The following is an 18,485-nucleotide window of genomic DNA, read 5'->3' on the forward strand; positions in this document are numbered from 1 at the left end:
TCTAGCGCAGATAATCGGCGAGCGCTTCCTGCATGCAGGGAGCGTCGAGCAGGGCGCTGTGTTTGAAGAATCGGACGATGTTGCCTACCAGCGGGTGAGACGGCGTGATTGGAAAACTCATGCCTTCGACCTCCTGACGCAAGGCTGCCTTGACCCCGGGGCTTACTTGGAGTTGCTCGATCAGCGCGAAATCAAAGCCCTGCTGGATCTCGTTGGTCAGGTACTCACCCAGGAACACCGGCATGATCGAGGCCAGCACACGTTTGTCCTCCTCGCTCGCAGTGCTCCAGTAGATACGTGTCAACTTGGCCCAGAAGCCCGAATGTCGCCCCTCATCAGCCAGGTGGTCTGCCATCAGCCCCTTGACTGACGTCTTGACCGAGTCGTCGCGGGCAAAGGCCGCGACATCGTTGGTCAGGGTGTTTTCCGCGATGGCGACACAGATCAACTCGACAGCCGCCTTGAGGTGCTCGGGCGCCATGGCCAATGCCTTGGGAATCGAACGGCTGAGTTCGATTTCCGTTGGCAAGGCAATCGGTTCGATGCCGGTCAGCTCGATGGTCTGTTGCATGTAGTCCATCGCCACGAGCGCGTGATAGTCCTCATCGACCACCACGGTCATCGCGTCATATCGACAGGCGAATGGAAAACGTATAGCGAAGTTATCTTTCGCAATGCTCCTGGCAGTCTTGTCGACAATTTCGGTTTCAAAAATCACTACATCATTAATGAATTTGTACAAACTTTGAGCAAGCACAAAGTGCTGCAAGTGAGCGCATTCCCGTATAAATGTCGCGCCCATGACCAAGGGTTGGCGGCTGATCGGAAATATCAACTTTCCATCATCTTCCAGGCGCCGTCTCGGCCGCGTACGAATGGTCGCCCGCTCCTCCCACGACTCGGAAAATGACTGGTATTCTTCAGCTCTCATGAATCGTTCCCTTTGCTCATGACGATCAGTAGTAATGCACTTCAAACAACAGGCATCCGTCCTTTGAATTAAACGGTCCGTGCTCGGTGTGCGCCGCCCTGAAGAAGTAACTACCGTCGCGATAGGTCTTCTCGGGACGATCCTTACTTGCCAACTCGGTCTGGTCGCCCTCAATCAAATACACTTCTTCGTGATAATCATGGGTGTAGATTTCACGCGTGCCGCCCCCAGGATGGAAACGTACCAACCGCGTACGAACACCGGTTTTCGTCACAGGGTCCAGTGTGTCCTTGAATACCGTCAGGGTAATGTCGCGCTCCGACGTCACCTCAAACCACTGGGCCTGTTCAGCCTCGATGACTTCGAAGTTCATGCTACGCACTCACTGACAGTTTCGCGCATGGACAAACGCAAGTTGTCCCACAAGGCCAAACGGCTTCGCACTGCAGCAATCGCGGACACGTAGACTTCGTCCTGACGCTGGGCATCGCCATTGACCAGTCGCGCCAACAGGCTTTCCGCCGCTGGGCCGTGGTCTTCCGAGTCGACTTCGATGTGACGTTGCAGGTAGTAGCGAAAGGTGGGGGCGTCGTCGGCGGTGATGTCCCAATCATCGAGGATTCGCTGGAACATCTCGGGGATGACGCTTTCACGGCCATGCAGGAAGGCGGCAGCAACACTGTGGGTGGAGGCGTTGATAGCGGTTTCGATGGTGTCGGTGACGAAGGCAGAGGCTGCCAGGCCAGCGCCGCAACGCGTGAGAGCCGTTTGCAGGTCGACGCCGTCGCGCATCAGTTTGACAAAATGTTCGATCTTGTCAGTGCTGGCGCCCACTTCCCGCATAGCGTGCAGGTAAAGTTCGAAGTGGCTGTAATGCCCGCCTTGCAGATTCTGGTCAGACTCCTCGCCCAGGATGATCTCATTGATAAGGTGCGCTGCCGCCGGGTCCAACGGCGGCAGCCAAGGCAGGCGAGTACAGGTCAGGTCCTGTTGCAGGCGCTTGGCCAGAGACATGAAATCCCACACCGCGAATACATGGGTTTCCATAAAGGCACGCAGCACCGGCAAGGAATTGATTTCAGCAAAGATCTGATGGTTGCCCAGTTCTAATTTCTTTGCGCTCAATAGCGACTTTTTATCTTCCATGTTGCGCTCCTTATCAGGCGTTAGTCAGGTCTGGCCACGCGAGACTTACCTGGCTATCTTTTTCCAGGCATAAGCAGGCCCATCTCGCCATTGCCGGCCAGCACTTAAGTCTTATTCAAGTTAGTTATAGTCTCATGCTTCGTTAGCGCGAACTCTAAACCGCCAAAGCAAGACAAAACTTAGAGGAAGTTCATGACACTCGGCAAGTGCTTTTTTGAAAATTAATACAATTTATTTCGAAGTTATAAATACGCAAACAACAGAAGCCCGACCGAAGTTAATAACATCAACTTCGTCAGGCAATAGTTGGCCGACACCCCTTTTCCGGAGTGCAAACCACCTATATGTCATTGCTAAGTTAGCAATCAATCAATCTATGAAGAGGCCATGCGCCTTTTTACCATTCAAGTTCCCTCTTGCTCATTGACAAAGACCCGCTCATTGCTGGCGGACAGAATTTGGTCAACTCTTTACGTGTTGCCGTAATGCGAGCGCCGCCACACCGCACAAGATCAAGGCAATACAGGACACATAGAACGCATCGCTGTAGGCCATCAGATACGCCTCGCGACGCACGGTGTGGATCAGACCCTCGATGAGCTGCTGCTGGGCAGGCAGCAATTGGTTGAATATGAAATCTTCGCTGTCTGCCATGCTGTCGCGCAGCCGCTCCTGCAGCGACGGGGAAAACAGCGTGATCGACTCTCCCACCCGCTCTGAGTGAAAGCGCTCGCGCATCGCGACGATTTGCGTCAGCCCTGCGGTACCCACGGCCCCGCCAAGGTTGCGCAGCATGGAAAACAACGCGGATGCGGAACCGGCTTCATCTTTGGCCAGCCCGGAAACCGCCAGAACAGAAAGCGCCACCATGATCAGCGGCTGTCCGATCCCCCGTACCACGGTGGAAGGAATGATTACGTTGGCGGCGCTATCGACGTCCAGGTGCGCGCCGAGGTAGCAACCCAGGGCCATGATGAAAAAGCCGCTGGCGACCATCAGTTTCGGGTTGAGCCACTTCATTAGGCGCGGCATGAACGGTGCCAGTACCAATTGCACCATACCGTAGGCAATCAGACTGATGCCGATTTCCCGGGCGTTGTACCCCTGCAGTTGGGAAAGGTAATTGGGCACCAGGAACACCAGGCCGAAGGTAGCCCCGCCGAAAATGAACATCGCCGCACTGGCCACTCCGAAGTTGTAGCTCTTGAGCAGGCGCAGGTTGATGAAGGAGCGGCTGCCGTACAACTGCGACAGCACGAAGTACACCAGAGCGAGCCCGGCGATCAGCGACATCCACACAATGAAATCGGAGCCGAACCAGTCCTTGCGCCCACCTTCCTCCAGCACGATCTGCAAGCCTCCCAGGCCGACGATCATGGCGAGGATGCCGCCCCAGTCACCGCGTTTGAGCAGGCTCAACTGCATGGGCTTGGCATCGATGGACCATGCCACCGCCAGCAACAAGAGAATGCCCGGCGCCAGTTGCAGGTAAAAAATCCAGCGCCACGAATAAGCATCGGTCAACCAGCCACCAATGGATGGCCCGGCGGCCTGGGCAACGCTGTTGGACAAGGCGAACAAGGCCATGCCCATCGCGATCTTGCTGGGCGGGAGCTCGGTGATGATCAACTGGAATGACAAGGGGATCAGCACCGCGCCGGCGGCCCCCTGGATCACTCGAATGATGATCATCACTTCCAGGTTGGGCGCCCAGGAGCAGGCAATGGACGCCACCAGGAATACAAACGATCCCACCAGCATCACTCGCCGCAGCGAGAACACCTGGACCAACCAGGCCGTCAGCGGAATCATCACGATTTCCGCAACCAGATAAGCCGTGGAAATCCACGAGCCCTCCTCGAAGGTCGCCCCCAGGGAACCCTCGATTTCAGGCAGCGCGGCGCTGGTCACATGCACATTCATACCGGCCATGAAACAGCCGAACAGCCCGCCGATCACCGCCACCCAGGCGCGAAAAGAGACGGTTTTTTCAACGGCCTCAGTCATGTGTCGCGCCCTGGGTGCCGGACCGGGTGTCAACGGTGGTGATCACCGACATGCCAGGCAGAATAGGCCCGCCCTCGTCATGCTCATCGATGACGATCTTCACCGGGAAGCGCTGCACGATCTTGGTGAAGTTGCCGGTGGCGTTATCCGACGGCAACAGCGCGAACACAGCCCCGGAACCTGGCGAAAAGCTCACCACATGGCCCTTGAGCTTGCGCCCCGAATAGCTGTCGACGCTGATATCCACCGGTTGACCGGCGCGCATGTCGCGCAGCTGGGTTTCCTTGTAGTTGGCCACCACATAGGCCTGCTGCAGGGGCACCACCGCCAGCAACGGCAAGCCCGGCGCGACGTATTGGCGAGTACGCACTTTGCGCTGCCCCACGACCCCGTCGATGGGCGAGCGGATCAAGGTGTCTTCCAGCGCATGAGACGCAAGGCTCAACTGCGCCTCGGCCTGGCTGCGCCGGGCAATCTGTTGTTGGAGCGCGGCTTCGGCCAACTGGCGCCGGGTAATGGCGACGGTCAACCCGGTTTCCTGTTGACGCTGCATCGCCTGGGCGATTTCCACCGCGGCATTGGCCTGGGTGTAGCTGGCAGCCGCCGTTTCCAGACGCTGGGCACTGGCGGCGTGTTCGCGCACCAGGCCCTGGTAGCGGCGCTGGTCAAGGCTCGCGCGGCGCAACTCGGCCGCCACGCTGCGGGTGTGGGCCTCAGCCTGGTTTACCCCGGCCTTTTGCTGAGCGATCAGGCTGTCGGTCACTTGCAGGTTGGCCTGTTGGGCCGCGACCGAGGCCTGGGTTTCCGCCAATTGCGCACGCGCCTGCGCCAACCGTGCCTGGTAATCGCGGTCCTCGATGCGCACCAGCACATCCCCGGCCTTGACGGGCTGGTCATCCTCCACCAGCACCTGGGCCACATACCCGGAGACCCTCGGGCTGATGGGAATCCAGTCGGCACGCACATAGGCATCATCGGTCTGTTCCAGGTAACGTCCAACCGTCATCCAGTAAACCCCGAACGCCACTGCCGCGATCGACAGCACAACGCCTCCCAGCAGGATAAGGTTGCGTTTGCGGCGCTGCTTGCGCGCATGCATGAGCTGCTCGACCACCTTCTCCTGCTCGTCCTGGACAGCGGTTTTTTCATCGACAGCGATATTCATGGCTGGGTACCGGAAAAATTGACGGAAGTGCGGCTGAGGGCAGCGGTCGCGGAGGCAGAAGACTGCCAACCGCCGCCAAGCGCGCGAAACAGGCTGATCTGGCGCTGCAACAGCTGGCCATCGGCATCGGCGAGCGTGGCCTGCAGGCGGATCAGCTCACGCTCGCTGTCCAGCACGTCGAGAAAGTCGATAGACCCGGCGTCGTAATTGAACTGGGCCAACTTGTAGGCTTGACGACTGCTGTCCAGGGCCTGGCTCAACGCGGCGTGGCGCCGGCGTTCGCCGTCGTATAGCGCAAGAGCCTGGCGTACCTCCTTGAGGGCCTTGAGTACACTGGCCTCAAATTGCGCCACTTCCACACGCTCCAACGCCCTGGCCTGGTTGACCCGCGCGCGATTGGCACGCCAGTTGGGGAATTGCCAGGTAATCAGCGGGCCGACGCCAAACATCACCGCGCTACTGTCTCCCAGCTCATGGGGTTTGTTGGCGGATGAGGACACTGAAGCGCCAAAGGTCACCTTCGGATACAGGTCGGCCTGGACGATATCCACTTGCAGCGTGGCCGCTTGCAGCGCTCGCTCGGCCTGACGGATATCGGGGCGGCGCGCCAGTAATTGCCAGCCATCGCCCACCGGCAGCTCGGCATTGAGTTGCGGCACGACCTCACAGGTCGCCGCGCCAGTGCCTTGTTCCAGCTCGGCCACGCCGGTCAGCATCGCCAGCTCGTACAGGGCAGCTTGCCGGCGTGCGTCCAACATCGGCAGCAGTGCCAGGGTTTCACCCTGCAACGCCTGCATGCGGGTGTATTCGAGATCCGTCACCACGCCGGCCTGGCGCTGCCGATCGGTCAATGCCAGGCTGCGCCCGACCACGTCCAGCGAATGGCGCTGCACCTTGGCGCGTGCCCCCAGGGCACAGGCATTGACATAGGCGCGGGTGGTTTGCGCCACCACCGTGATGCGCAACAAGTCTTCGGCGTCCTGCGCCGCAGCCGCCTGGACCTGAGCCCGCTCGATACTGCGCTGGACCTGGCCCCAGACATCCACTTGATAAGCCAGCTCGAAGCCTGGGTTGAACGCCCACTGTGACGGCGCATGGCTATCGGTGGCTTTGGCCAGGGTCTGATCATCGGCTGTCTTGCCGTACTCGGCGCCCAGTGACGCCTGGGTCGACGGCCAGCGCTCGGCATCGGCCTGCATGATCCCGGCCAACATCGCCTGCACATGGGACTGGGCTGCGGCCAGGTCGCGGTTATGCATCAATGCCTGCTGCACCAGCGCATCAAGTTTCGGATCGTTATACAACTGCCACCAATGGTCGGGTAACGCTTGGGCCGAAACACCCTGCGGCAGGCGGCTCAGGGCATTAATGCGCTGCGGGTGTGGCTGCGCGGGTGTGTGGGCGACCCAAGAGGAACAACCCGCCAGCAAGACAACCGCCACACCCAGGAGCGAAAGACGACCATGCCGCGCACAGAAAAAAGGCGAACCCATCGAAAAAACCCAGAATGCCAAGTAGAAGCGCAGGTTAAGAGAGCATCGAGCCGCGCATCTCCCGAGTTCCAGACAACCATCGTTTCGATTTGGACAATATGTCTGTAGACCGCCTTATCGCAGGCGCCCACGGGCCGGGCACGCGCAAAAACATAGCCCTGCCTGAAGGCGGGGCCATGTACGCTTGGGGGTCGCGCGCTCGCCGGGGCGTATCAGACCAGGCGGCAGTTGCTCGGGGTGTAGCCCATTGTGCGCTTGAACATTGCAGTAAACGCACTTGGGCTCTGGTAGCCGTGCTCCAATGCCACTTCCAGGATCGATACGCCGCAGGCCAGCCGTTGCATGCTGAGTAGCAGCCGAGTGCGCTTGCGCCACTCCCCGTAACTCATGCCCAACTCTTTCTGGAACAGCCGCGCCAGGGTGCGCGAACTCATATTGAGTTGCACCGCCCAACTCTCCAGTTTCGACTCCTGTGACGGGTTGTCGATAAAGTCGGCACACAGCGACTTAAGCCTTGGCTCATCAGGGATCGGCACATGCGCCGGCACCCTCTGCGCAATGTCGAGTTCAGAGAAAATCAGATCGACAATCTGCACATGGCGCAACAGGGCGGGTTCAGTGTCATGTTCATCGGCCGCGGCGATGATCAACTCCCGCAGCAACGGCGAAACCTTGAGAACGTGGCATTCCTCCGTCAACGCCCGGTGTGCGCCCGGCGAGATCAACAGGGTGCGCATGCGCACCTCGCCGGTCATGCGGATTTGGTGCTCCGCCCCCGAAGGGACCCAGAGCGCATGCCCGGAAGGCACCACCCAAGTGGTCCCAACGACCGATACCAGCATCACACCGTTAATGGCATAAACCAGTTGACCTTCTTCATGCCGATGCGAAGCCACTATGTCGCCATGGCCATAGTTACCGGCGAGCGCCGCCAATGCGGTGTGCGCCATCATCTCAGGAAGGCACCGCGATGCTCGCCACGCTGAGCAGGCCCAGGCGCGATGCGCGGTTGACGGCACTGGTCACCGCGTTGAGGGAAGCCAGCAAGCTGCTACCGTCGCGGGCGGCACCGAACAGCAACTGGTTGCCCACGCGAATTTCCACATAGGCCAGTGCTTCAGCCTGGGCCCCGTCGCAGGTGGCATGCTCGTGGTAATCAGCGATATCGAAGTGAATGCCGCGCTGGGCAAAGGCATCGACAAGCGCCGCCAGTGGGCCGTTGCCCTCGCCATTCAGGTCGATGTGCTGCGCACCGTGTTCAAGCACGGCTTCCAGATAGGTCACATCCCCCTCGCTGACCAGTTTTGGCATCCGCAACGCGTAAGGCTTGCCCTGTTCCAGGTAATGCCGGGTAAAGCAGGCAAGGATCATTTCCCCACTGATTTCTTGGCCGGAGCCATCCGCTTCCTGTTGGACCAGGCTGCTGAATTCCATCTGCAAGCGACGCGGCATCACGATGCCATGCTGCTCCAGCAAATACGCCACGCCACCTTTGCCCGACTGACTGTTGACGCGGATCACCGCTTCATAGCTGCGGCCCATATCGGCGGGATCGATTGGCAGGTACGGTACTTCCCATATTCCGTTCGGGTTGGCTTGGCGTGCCGCAAAGCCTTTCTTGATCGCGTCCTGGTGCGAACCGGAGAAAGCCGTGAACACCAACTCACCGGCGTATGGGTGGCGAGGATGGGTCGGCAACTGATTGCAGAACTCCACCTCACGCTGGACATGAATGATGTCCGAGAAATCCAGCCGAGGATCAATGCCACTGGTGTAGAGGTTCATAGCCAGCGTCAGGATATCCACATTACCGGTTCGCTCACCGTTGCCGAACAACGTGCCCTCGACACGCTCAGCGCCTGCCAGGCATGCCTGCTCCGCCGTAGCAACGCCGGTGCCACGATCGTTATGGGGATGGACGCTGATGACCACGCTGTCACGGCGGCTGAAATGCCGACAGAACCATTCAATCTGGTCGGCAAATACATTTGCGGTGGAGACTTCCACCGTTGTCGGCAGGTTCAGGATCATTTTGTTGGACGGGGTCGGCCCGAACGCGTCCGTCACCGCCTCACAGACCTCCAGCGCAAACTCCAGCTCGGTGAAGCAAAAGGTTTCCGGGGAATACTGGAATGTCCATTGCGTACCGGGATTGTTGTCCATGTGGCGCTTGATCTCGCGCGTCGCTTGGGTGGCAATCTCGATACAGCCGGCACGATCCACACCAAAGACAACATCGCGAAACACCGGAGCGGTGGCGTTGTATACATGCACAATCGCCCGTGGAGCCCCCTTCAGTGCCTCGAAGGTGCGCTCGATCAGATGACTGCGCGCCTGCGTCATCACTTGAATCGTGACATCGTCAGGAATCGAGCCGCTGTCGATCAACTCACGCACATAGTCAAAATCGGTCTGGGAAGCGGCGGGAAAACCCACCTCAATTTCCTTGAAGCCCACCTTGACCAGCAAATCAAAAAAACGGCGTTTGCGCTCGGCATTCATCGGTTCAATCAAGGCTTGGTTACCGTCGCGCATATCAACGCTGCACCAAGTGGGAGCTAGCGCCTGCACGTTGCCGGGCCATTGGCGGTCGGGCAAGTCCACGGTATTAAAATGGCGATATTTGCTGGACGGATCCTTGAGCATCATGACGGTTTCTCCTTTTTTCGACAGTTACGACAGTGGGCAGCCGAAGCGGCCATTCACCCTCGCTCGCTAGAACAAACACTAAACGAAACAGACGAAAACCAATTGCTAATCCTCCCAAAAAAACCATAAAACCAAGAATAAAACATCAGTAATTATAATTTTGTTGGCGATTTACATCACCAAGGCAAAATTAAATGCAACCCAAGCACACCAACAAAGCCCCGACAAAAAGGGTCGACCAACCCTCTCTCAGCCTCTGTAAGGACGCTCGCTCGGGCGCCGAAGGCGTTCCAACGCCGTGCTAAGGACCCGCTTCAGCGCTACTTGACAGAGCTGAATTGTAAAATTATATATTGGATCCAGGATCCAAAAACAAGCTTGTCAGCGAGACAAAATTGAAAGCCACCGTAGACCTTAAAACAGCTTTTCCTGAGATAGATGCTCAATCTCCGTTATCACGAAACCTGGTGGAAAAGACATTGAGGGATGGGATTTTGAACGGAACCCTTGCAGGCGGAACGGCCTTGCGACAGGAAGAGCTAGCGAGCTTGTTCGGTGTCAGCAGAATGCCAGTCCGAGAAGCGTTGTTGAAACTTGAAGCCCAGGGATTAGTACGCAACACCCCCAACAAGGGAGCCGTCGTGTTGCAGATGAACGTCAGCGATGCGGTGGAGACATACTGCCTGCGCCTGCTACTCGAGCCAGAGGCGCTGCGTCAGTCAATTCCAAACCTGCGTGACGAAGATTTCGCGAAAGCCCGCGAATACGTCGCCGCTATGGAAAACGAAACCGATCTGGCCAACCTTGGGCGCCTCAACGGGTTGTTTCATATGTCGCTCTATGGACGTTCGACGAACCGGAAGCTGCTCAACCTGATCAACGTTGAGTTGCAAGAAGAAGAGCGCTTTTTGCGCTTCCATCTGGCGGCCATGGGACTGGAAGAAATGGCCCAGGATGACCACAAAAAATTGATATCGCTTGCCGAGGCCAGAGCCCCCGAAGAAGCGGCTGCTGTTTTACGCCAGCACCTGCAAAAGGCTTGCGACACATTCAAAAATTATCTGGAAAAACAGATGACCCGTTAGAACACGATCCACAAACCCGCGAGGTGTCAAATGGAAGAACAGGTACGTTCCACTGAACTGGATTTTAGTCTCAGCCAAAGTGAATTGGAGAAGTTCCACCGCGACGGTTACATAGGGCCTTTCGACCTTTATCAAAAGGACGAAATGGAGCGTAGCTTACAAGCCCTGCGCCCCAAACTGCTCAACACCAAGAAAGCGATCTACAGCCAGGACAAGGCGGTATCCGGGATAACCAATCTGTCCAACTATGACCGTCACCTGGATGTCGACTTCCTCGCAGCGCACATTACTCGTCCGGAAATCGTCGATCGGGTGTCGAGCATCCTTGGGCGTGACACGCTTTGCTGGCGCTCCGAGTTCTTCCCCAAATACCCCGGCGACGAAGGCACCGACTGGCACCAAGCCGACAATTTCTCTAACGTTGCCGGCTCCAAGCATCCTCAAATAGTCTGGCCAGAAGACGCGCAGTTCGGCGGCACCATCACGGTCTGGGCCGCATTCACCGAGGCCACCATTGAAAATGGTTGTCTGCAGTTCATTCCCGGTACTCACCGGACCATGAACTACGACGAATCGAAGACCATGGATTACCAATCCGACGCCATCAATAAGATGGAAAAGGACGGCGTCCGTCGGGGCTTCTTCGGTTATGACTATCGACAACTGCAGAAAGACCCGAACTGGAAGCCCGACGAGTCCCAGGCCAAATCCATGGTCATGCGCCAAGGCCAGTTCATCATTTTCTGGTCGACCCTTATGCATGCCTCGCACCCGCACAACGGCCTGACCGACCAGATGCGCCTGGGCTTCGCCGCCCGTTATCTGCCGACCTCAGTGCAAGTCTATCCGTACTCGAACACTCTCGAGGAATTCGGCGGCCAGGCCAGCCTGGACAAGTTCGGTTGCGTATTGGTGTCCGGGGATAATCGTTTCCCTCACAACCGTTTTGTCGATCGCACCTGCAACGGCTTCCAATTCCCTCGGCGCTGAGCCAGATAAAGAAGGAGAACAGAGCATGAGTAACGTAGGAGAAATCGGCAAAATCGAGTTCTGGCTGATTAATACCTGCCGCGAATTGGGGCTACGTGTGGAAAATGCCAGCAGCGACTTCTTCGCCGCAGGAGGCACGTCACTCAGCGCCATCCGCCTGATTGCGAAGGCAGAGGAGCATTTTGGCGAGGACAGTTTGCCCCCTGAGGATCTCTTCGCACAGAGCCTTGTAAGTGACATTGCTACCTGCATTCAACGTAACGCAAAACACTTTAACGCCCTGACGGAGATCTGAGGATATGTCCGGGCAAGCATACGATGAGCGCTGGCTTCTGGTGCCCCGCCCCCGGACTCGTCCGCGCTTGCGTCTGATCTGCTTCCCTTATGCGGGAGGTAACCCCGATCTATTTCGCAGTTGGGTGAATGGTTTGGACGCAGACGTGGAACTGCTCGCCGTACGCCTGCCCGGCCGAGGTTCCAGAATCAAGGAAACGCCGTATGAGGAATGGTCGCCACTGATCGAGGACTGCCTCGAGGTGCTGGCGCCCTATCTTAATGCACCCCATGCGCTCTATGGGCACAGCTTCGGCGGACGCCTGGCCTACGAACTGGCTCAGAAAATCCGCTATCGCCATCCTGGCCAGACCCACCGTTTGTTCGTCAGCGGCTGCCGCAGCCCGGCCAGCCGACAAGCGCAGCCTTATCTGCATCAACTCTGCGCCGAGGATTTCCATCAAGCCCTACACACCATGGGCGGGACGCCGCTGGCGGTACTACAGAGCGAGATTCTGATGCGCCTTATGCTCCCAGCACTGCGCAGCGACATGCGGCTCTCGGAAATTTGGGAGGACTGGCATGAGCAACCGTTAGAGATTCCCATACACGCCTATTTCGGCCGCCACGACCCGATCGACCGACAAGCCAGCATGGCAGGTTGGTCCATCCATACCTCGAAAGAATTTGAGCTGATCGAGATCGATGGCGATCACTTTTTCCTCGACAGCCATCGCCATCAACTGCTGCACAGCTTGACCACTCGAATGAGGAATCAGCATGCAAACGCTTGAGCTAACCCCTTCAGCCTTGGCGCTGCACAAACAAGTCAACCAAACCCACGTACCTTATCCGGACCACCTTTCGGTCGGCGAGTTGTTCTCCCGCACCGCAGCGCGCCACCCGAACGCCATTGCCATATGGCATCAGGATCATGAGTGTAGCTATCAACAGTTGAACACCCACGCCAACCACTTGGCGTGGTACCTGCTCGCCAAGGGCGTGCAACCTGGCGATGTAATAGCCGTCAGCCTACCGCGCAGCACCGAACTGATCGTGGCGCTCCTGGCGATCCTGAAGGCTGGAGCGAGCTACCTGCCCATCGATGAGGGTTGGCCGGAGCAACGTATTCATGAAGTGCTAGGCCAAGCATGCTGCGACTACCTGATGGGAAGCGAAAACACCAGGCACGACACCCGCTTTTCCCGCTACCACGTGTTGGCACCCAGTGCTGTTGCAGAAGCGACTGAGGATCGAGGCGACCCGCCGCTCACAATCGCAGCCGACGCCATCGCCTACATCAACTTTACCTCCGGCTCCACAGGCAAGCCCAAAGGCGTGCCTATCCCACACCGGGGCATTACCCGCCTGGTATACAACGCCCGCTACGCCTGCCTGGACGAGAACAGCAGGTTGCTGCAAATGGCGCCTGCGACCTTCGACGCGGCCACCTTCGAAATCTGGGGTGCCCTGCTGCTCGGCGGCACCTGTGTGCTTTACCCGGACGTGTACATTCGCGCTTCGCGGCTACAGCACATCCTGCAGACGCAAAAGATCAGCGTGCTGTTTCTGACCACAGCCCTATTCAATACCCTGATCGACGAAATGCCACAGGCGTTGGACAGTGTCGGTACCGTCCTCACCGGCGGAGAAGCACACTCTCTGCGGCATATGGCCAAAGCTCTGGAGCGATACGGCCCGGGACGGATCGTCAGCGTCTATGGCCCGACAGAGAGTACAACGTTCGCGACGTACTATCCGCTCTGCGGACTGCGCGACGAGGATACCGCCCTCCCCATCGGCTTCCCGATCCAGAACACCCGCGTCTACCTGATTGACCAGGATCGCCTCTGCGAACAGGGTCAAAGCGGCGAGGTTTGTCTCGCCGGACCCGGCCTTTCCCCAGGCTACCTCGGACTGCCAGACGTCAACCGCGAGCGCTTCTTTGAATGCCTGATCGGCGAACGCCAGGAACGGCTCTATCGTACCGGGGACCGAGGCTACTTCCGCGGAGACGGTGCGATAGTGTTCCAAGGACGTATTGATGACCAAGTGAAGATCAACGGCTTTCGAATCGAACTGGGGGAAATTGCCTACCATCTCAACCGCCATCCGCAGGTGCGGCAAAGCGTCATTACCGTTACTGAATCACCGCAGGGCGAGAAGTCGCTGGTCGCCTTCGTGATCGCCGTCGACCCCTCATGTTGCCCGGAGCAACTGCGTCTTAGCCTAGCCACGCAGCTGCCGGCCTACATGGTTCCACGCCACATCCAACTCTGCGAAATCCTGCCGCTGTCCGCCACCGGCAAGATCGATCATCGGCGACTGCTATCTACGCTTCATCCATTGGGAGAACCCGCTTATGACAATCAGTAAACGCGCTCAGCAATTCCAGGACACCCTTCATGAGCGCGGCCTCGACCTGACCGTTCAGGAGTTGCCGGACTCGACCCGCACTGCCGACGATGCCGCCCAAGCGTTGGGATGCGAAAAGGCCCAAATCGTCAAGTCGCTGATTTTTCGGACCCGCGACAATATCCCGGTGCTGGTACTGGCAAGCGGGCCGAACCGAGTGAACGAGAAGACCATTTCGCGCTTGGTCGGCGACAAGATTTTCAAGGCAGATGCCGACTTCGTCAAAGAGGTGACCGGCTTCACCATCGGTGGCGTTCCGCCTCTCGGACATAAGCAAGAGCTGAAGCTGTTCGTCGATGAAGACTTGCTGACGTTCGACGAAATTTGGGCCGCAGCCGGTACCCCTAACGCCGTATTCAGAATTCCTGGCTGTCTGACAGACATCATCTCGGCACACCAAGTGATCTCGGTGAAATAAAAGCGAACCGACTATGCCCAGCCCCCATCTGAGCGACAGCCATCGCAACTTCGCCCTACAGGTGCGCCAGATCCTGCAGAGTCAGCTTCTGCCGATAGCAGACGCGGCCGAAGAACGTGGACATCTGTGCGAAAACGCCTGGCAGATCCTGGCCGAGCACGGCCTGCTAGGTTTGCCACAGCGTGGCGAAGGCTTTCTGGAAAGCGCTGTGTTCCTTGAAGAGCTGGGCGCGCTGGGGTACGCCGGTATCCGTGCGTCGGTTGGGGTGCATGCCTACATGGCCAGCGCCTACCTGGAGTTGTTCGGTAGCGAAGAACAAATCCAGCGCTACCTTCCTGGCATTCGCCAAGGACGGATCATCACCGCCTTGGCTATCAGCGAAGAACACGCCGGAAGCGATCTCAGCCAGATGCAATGCAGGGCGCTACCCTCGGCTAACGGTTTTATCGTTGAGGGCAGCAAACGCTATATCGCTAATGGTTCCCGCGCCTCCTTGATCGTGACCCTGGTGCGCAGCGGCGAAGGCCAGCACGCACTGGGCAGCAGCAGTCTGTTGCTGATCGATGGCGACAGCCCGGGGCTGGTGCGCACGCCGCACCCCATGCTTGGCTGGTGCAGCGCCGACGTCTGCGATCTCGACTTCACCCATCTGGTGGTGCCGGCCTGCAATGTGCTCGGCAAATCCGGCAAGGGCCTGCTCTACCTGATGCAGGGCCTGGATTTCGAACGCCTGGTCGCAGGTCTTCTAGCCCTCGGTGGGGCCCACCACAGCATCCGTGTACTCGACGGGTTCGTGCGCCGACATCAACTCCAGGGCAGGCCACTCAGCGACAAACAAAGTGTCCGGCACCGTCTGGCAGACCTCGTCGGCGAACAACAAATCCTACGGCACTACGCCTATCAGGTGGCATGGCAGCACAGCAAAGGCCAACTCGACACGCGCTCCGCCTGCATCCTCAAACTGCGCGCCACCGAACTCGCTCTCAGCGCCGCGCAGGCTTGCGCGCAACTGCATGGTGCGCAGGGCTATCAACTTAACTCCGAGGTGGCACGCGTGTATCGAGATGCCATGGCCGGCACTATAGCCGCCGGTGCGAGTGAACTGATGCGCGACATGATCTTCGACAGTACGCCAGCAAGTTGAATATCCAAAGAGGCAATCACCATGGACATGGTCAATTTTCTCGGACTTTCACTGCTGCCAATTTTATCGCTCGGCCTCGACGATCCTCGTGGTACGTAATAGTCTGCGTTACAGCCGGATGTTTGCCGTACGACGCCTGCTTGCCGACCTCGGCGGTACATTGATCACCGCCACTCTTCTGCTTTATGGCCTGGGCGCAGTGATTGCGGCTTCAAACCTGCTCGTCGTAGGCATCCAGTTAGCAGGTGCCTGCTACGTTCTCATCATCGGCATAAGGATTTTGAGGCATGCATATTGGCCAAGCCCCTATAGCCTTGACACGGCGCAGATAGACGTCGAACTTCTTGAGCCACGCTGTATGTGTTCTGCTCTACGCTGGTGGTCGGGCAGATGATTAGACAAGCTACTGCTTCTCTGGCCTCAAGCGCTCGCACATAATTCTCAAAACTGGCCCTGGCCTCTTGGGCGGTTCGAGCAATAGCCAGCATGTAGCGATTCTTACTGAACTCTCGTCTACCCGCCGCGCATCCCAAGCAACTGACAAACCAATCTTTTATTTCATCCAGAATTTTCTGATCGTCCATGGATCACCGTCCTGATCGCTTTCCAAGTTTCCGTGACAGACAGGTATGAGAATGGCCTTAATCTCTCTGGATCCGACCTGATTACGAAGCGATTAGTACATCGCGGAAATTCTAAAAACCAATACTTTTAAGAAATAAGATTATAAAAATACTTAACACCAAATAGACGGTTTCTGAAGGATCATGTTGCCCCAGCTTACGCGCGCAACTTGCCAATCATGAATCGGATGCACACTTGCTCTTCGCGCCACGGATCAACCGCGCTGTTAACTCAAAGTAGTAAAGGGTTGCGGGTGCGGAGCCGCTCAGGTAATGATTCAGAAACCATCCCACATGCTTTTCTCTCCAGGACCATGGAGTCGCGCAACCCCAGCGCTCACGAATTGCCTCGTGCATCCTTTCTGCTTGCCTGATGTGCCGCCGCCGCGTGGCATGCGCACCTTTGAGCACAGGGTTCAGAAACAACACCATGTCGAACTCAGATCTCATCGCAGACCTCCGATGTAGGCACTCACCACATCAATGCGGTTGTGTCCCAACTCGTGGCTGATTTGCTGTCGTGCACGCTGATCGAGCGCTCTTTCCTCTCGATCAACACGACCGCCATTAACAGGTGCAGGGACGCCGCTCAGTTGCTCATAGCGCTCACAGGCGTAAGCCGCCCGTAGCTCATGAAAACCATCGCCTTCATGATCAGCATCTACGCCGGCTTTCTTTCTGCACCACGTACCGACCTGGAAAAGGTACTGGTGGTGATGTTGTGCTCTACCCTGGAAGTCATCTGGTACTCCCTGGTCTCGCTGCTCTTCGGCCAGGGCCCGATCAAGGCGCTGTTTCTCAAATACACCCGCCAGATCGATGTGGGATTGGCTGTGTTTCTGGTGGCGTTCTCCCTCAACAACGCGATTCCCGTGTTGATTGTCACTCGATGAGGCCGTGTCATGGAATGCAAGGCCACATTCACAAGAACACAGGCTCTGTCCGAGCGCGAACCCGTATGGCAACCATCAGGACGATAGCAGGGACAATCACCACACTGGCCGAGAGCATTGCCCCCTTGAACCCGGCCACATCCAGCGCGCCTGCGCCGATGATCACACCCAGCCCGATCGCGCCATTGAGCACGGCGGTATGGATTGCCGTGGCCGGTACCGTGTGAGCGCCGGCAATCCTCAAGACCCAGGTCTGCAGGCCGGTAAACAATGCGGAAATGGCCACACCCCAGATCACCAGCAAGATAACCACCGGCGCCATTCCCAGAAGCGGGCCGTAAATGCCCAGGGTCACTAAAGCCAATGCCATCGCGATCAATGCGATCAGAATGAAAGCGTTCAAGTAGCGATCAATAAAGAATGCACTCAGCAGATTGCCCAGAAAACCGGCGGCCCCGAAGGCGAACAGCAAGACAGCAATCAAGTACGCCGTCATCCCAGGTATCTGGCCAATAAACGGTTCGACGAAGGTGTAGGCGCCAAAATGCGCTGCCGCTGTCAGCCCGGTGATGAGGTAAGTGATCAATAGGTCCTTGCGCCGCAGCACTGCCGCAAGCCCCACACCCTTGGCAATCGACTGCATCTGCATGGACGGAAGCACCAGCGCTATCGCACCGGCGCTGGCGACGCACATCAATGCCAGGCACACAAAGGCCGTACGCCAACCACCGTATTGGCCCACCAGATTGATCAACGGAACGCCCATGACCGTGGCGATCGTGATACCGCCCAGCACGATCGAGGTGGCTAGCCCCATACGGTGCACTGGCACAATATGCGCCGCCGTGGCGGCCACGATTGCCCAGAACACGCCGTGGGCCAAGGCGCCGACGGCGCGGGCGCCGAGCAGCGTCGAGAATGCGGGGGATAACCCCGCCAGGCCATTGGATACGGCCAGTATCAGCATCAACGCGATCAGCAGCGTCTTGCGCGGAATCCAGCGGTTCAGCCAGTTGGATAGCAAGCCGCTGGCAGCGCCGATCCAGGCGTACAACGTCACCGTCAGCCCGACGGTAGACGGGGTTTGACCCAGGTCGGATGAGATCTGCGACAACAAACCAATGGGGGCGAACTCGGACGTCACCATCGTGAACGAGGCCATACACAGCACACTGACTGCACACCATATCCGCAAGGCTGAGCTGATCATCCGTACTGTCCATCCCTGTTAGATATCCACAGACACATCATAC

General features: G+C 57.9%; 19 protein-coding genes and 2 pseudogenes. 9 read left to right on the forward strand and 12 right to left on the reverse strand.

Annotated elements, in window-relative coordinates:
• Position 1: 1 nt before the first annotated feature.
• The 8 genes from ACLH0J_RS04805 to leuA all read right to left on the reverse strand — a co-directional run bounded on the left by ACLH0J_RS04805 (position 2) and on the right by leuA (position 9,391).
• Entirely contained in the window at positions 2–931 is a 930-nt protein-coding gene (locus ACLH0J_RS04805; RefSeq protein ID WP_154974272.1) for a diiron oxygenase, read from the reverse strand.
• 25 nt (positions 932–956) lie between these two features.
• Positions 957–1,304, reverse strand: a complete 348-nt coding sequence (locus ACLH0J_RS04810) for a DUF4437 domain-containing protein (protein ID WP_057711108.1) — start codon at positions 1,302–1,304, stop codon at positions 957–959.
• A complete protein-coding gene (locus ACLH0J_RS04815; RefSeq protein WP_154974216.1) occupies positions 1,301–2,077 on the reverse strand; it encodes a DUF3050 domain-containing protein in 777 nt (258 codons plus the stop codon). The genes ACLH0J_RS04810 and ACLH0J_RS04815 overlap by 4 nt, the downstream gene beginning before the upstream one ends.
• Before the next feature lie 462 nt (positions 2,078–2,539).
• Complete coding sequence (locus tag ACLH0J_RS04820; protein WP_057711107.1) at positions 2,540–4,084, reverse strand: MDR family MFS transporter; 1,545 nt, start codon at positions 4,082–4,084, stop codon at positions 2,540–2,542.
• A complete protein-coding gene (locus ACLH0J_RS04825; RefSeq protein WP_411391066.1) occupies positions 4,077–5,249 on the reverse strand; it encodes an HlyD family secretion protein in 1,173 nt (390 codons plus the stop codon). Before ACLH0J_RS04825 ends, ACLH0J_RS04820 begins: the two co-directional genes overlap by 8 nt.
• On the reverse strand, positions 5,246–6,742 hold the full coding sequence (locus ACLH0J_RS04830; RefSeq protein WP_411391067.1) for an efflux transporter outer membrane subunit: 1,497 nt from the start codon (positions 6,740–6,742) through the stop codon (positions 5,246–5,248). The genes ACLH0J_RS04825 and ACLH0J_RS04830 overlap by 4 nt, the downstream gene beginning before the upstream one ends.
• Before the next feature lie 212 nt (positions 6,743–6,954).
• Positions 6,955–7,695 (reverse strand): AraC family transcriptional regulator, encoded by a 741-nt coding sequence (locus tag ACLH0J_RS04835; protein ID WP_145336603.1) that lies wholly within the window; start codon positions 7,693–7,695, stop codon positions 6,955–6,957.
• A gap of 1 nt (position 7,696) precedes the next feature.
• Positions 7,697–9,391, reverse strand: coding sequence for a 2-isopropylmalate synthase (leuA, locus tag ACLH0J_RS04840; RefSeq protein WP_411391068.1), 1,695 nt, complete (start codon positions 9,389–9,391; stop codon positions 7,697–7,699).
• A gap of 395 nt (positions 9,392–9,786) precedes the next feature.
• Between leuA and ACLH0J_RS04845 the strand changes: the two genes are divergently transcribed.
• The 8 genes and pseudogenes from ACLH0J_RS04845 to ACLH0J_RS04880 form a co-directional block, all read left to right on the forward strand.
• Positions 9,787–10,476: a GntR family transcriptional regulator gene (locus ACLH0J_RS04845; RefSeq protein ID WP_411391069.1), complete on the forward strand. Its 690-nt coding sequence runs from the start codon at positions 9,787–9,789 to the stop codon at positions 10,474–10,476.
• A 30-nt stretch (positions 10,477–10,506) separates the two neighbouring features.
• Positions 10,507–11,466 (forward strand): chlorinating enzyme, encoded by a 960-nt coding sequence (locus tag ACLH0J_RS04850; protein WP_057711101.1) that lies wholly within the window; start codon positions 10,507–10,509, stop codon positions 11,464–11,466.
• A gap of 25 nt (positions 11,467–11,491) precedes the next feature.
• A complete protein-coding gene (locus tag ACLH0J_RS04855; RefSeq protein ID WP_179029042.1) occupies positions 11,492–11,761 on the forward strand; it encodes a phosphopantetheine-binding protein in 270 nt (89 codons plus the stop codon).
• A 4-nt stretch (positions 11,762–11,765) separates the two neighbouring features.
• Entirely contained in the window at positions 11,766–12,533 is a 768-nt protein-coding gene (locus tag ACLH0J_RS04860; RefSeq protein ID WP_411391070.1) for a thioesterase II family protein, read from the forward strand.
• The gene (locus ACLH0J_RS04865; protein WP_411391071.1) at positions 12,520–14,115 is read left to right on the forward strand and encodes an amino acid adenylation domain-containing protein; all 1,596 of its coding nucleotides are present in this window, start codon (positions 12,520–12,522) and stop codon (positions 14,113–14,115) included. The genes ACLH0J_RS04860 and ACLH0J_RS04865 overlap by 14 nt, the downstream gene beginning before the upstream one ends.
• Positions 14,102–14,572 (forward strand): YbaK/EbsC family protein, encoded by a 471-nt coding sequence (locus ACLH0J_RS04870; protein WP_057711097.1) that lies wholly within the window; start codon positions 14,102–14,104, stop codon positions 14,570–14,572. Before ACLH0J_RS04865 ends, ACLH0J_RS04870 begins: the two co-directional genes overlap by 14 nt.
• A 13-nt stretch (positions 14,573–14,585) precedes the next feature.
• Complete coding sequence (locus ACLH0J_RS04875; protein ID WP_411391072.1) at positions 14,586–15,716, forward strand: acyl-CoA dehydrogenase family protein; 1,131 nt, start codon at positions 14,586–14,588, stop codon at positions 15,714–15,716.
• A 118-nt stretch (positions 15,717–15,834) separates the two neighbouring features.
• Positions 15,835–15,969 (forward strand): annotated as a pseudogene (locus ACLH0J_RS04880) (hypothetical protein); the annotation flags it as partial.
• 10 nt (positions 15,970–15,979) lie between these two features.
• Here ACLH0J_RS04880 and ACLH0J_RS04885 read toward each other — a convergent pair.
• The 3 genes and pseudogenes from ACLH0J_RS04885 to ACLH0J_RS04895 all read right to left on the reverse strand — a co-directional run.
• Positions 15,980–16,300 (reverse strand): hypothetical protein, encoded by a 321-nt coding sequence (locus ACLH0J_RS04885; RefSeq protein ID WP_411392923.1) that lies wholly within the window; start codon positions 16,298–16,300, stop codon positions 15,980–15,982.
• A gap of 216 nt (positions 16,301–16,516) precedes the next feature.
• Positions 16,517–16,789 carry a hypothetical protein gene (locus ACLH0J_RS04890; RefSeq protein ID WP_411391073.1) on the reverse strand — a complete coding sequence of 91 codons (273 nt, stop codon included), beginning with the start codon at positions 16,787–16,789 and terminating at the stop codon, positions 16,517–16,519.
• Positions 16,786–16,986 (reverse strand): annotated as a pseudogene (locus ACLH0J_RS04895) (integrase); the annotation flags it as partial. The gene ACLH0J_RS04890 and the pseudogene ACLH0J_RS04895, both read right to left, overlap by 4 nt.
• Between ACLH0J_RS04895 and ACLH0J_RS04900 the strand changes: the two are divergent.
• Positions 16,972–17,232 carry a hypothetical protein gene (locus tag ACLH0J_RS04900; protein WP_411392924.1) on the forward strand — a complete coding sequence of 87 codons (261 nt, stop codon included), beginning with the start codon at positions 16,972–16,974 and terminating at the stop codon, positions 17,230–17,232. The pseudogene ACLH0J_RS04895 and the gene ACLH0J_RS04900 overlap by 15 nt on opposite strands.
• Positions 17,233–17,260: 28 nt before the next feature.
• Here the strand turns inward: ACLH0J_RS04900 and ACLH0J_RS04905 are convergent, their stop codons facing one another.
• Positions 17,261–18,394 carry an MFS transporter gene (locus tag ACLH0J_RS04905; RefSeq protein WP_411391074.1) on the reverse strand — a complete coding sequence of 378 codons (1,134 nt, stop codon included), beginning with the start codon at positions 18,392–18,394 and terminating at the stop codon, positions 17,261–17,263.
• Between the last annotated feature and the right edge of the window lie 91 nt (positions 18,395–18,485).

It is taken from the genome of Pseudomonas sp. MPB23 (genome assembly GCF_046605395.1).
GTDB lineage: Bacteria > Pseudomonadota > Gammaproteobacteria > Pseudomonadales > Pseudomonadaceae > Aquipseudomonas.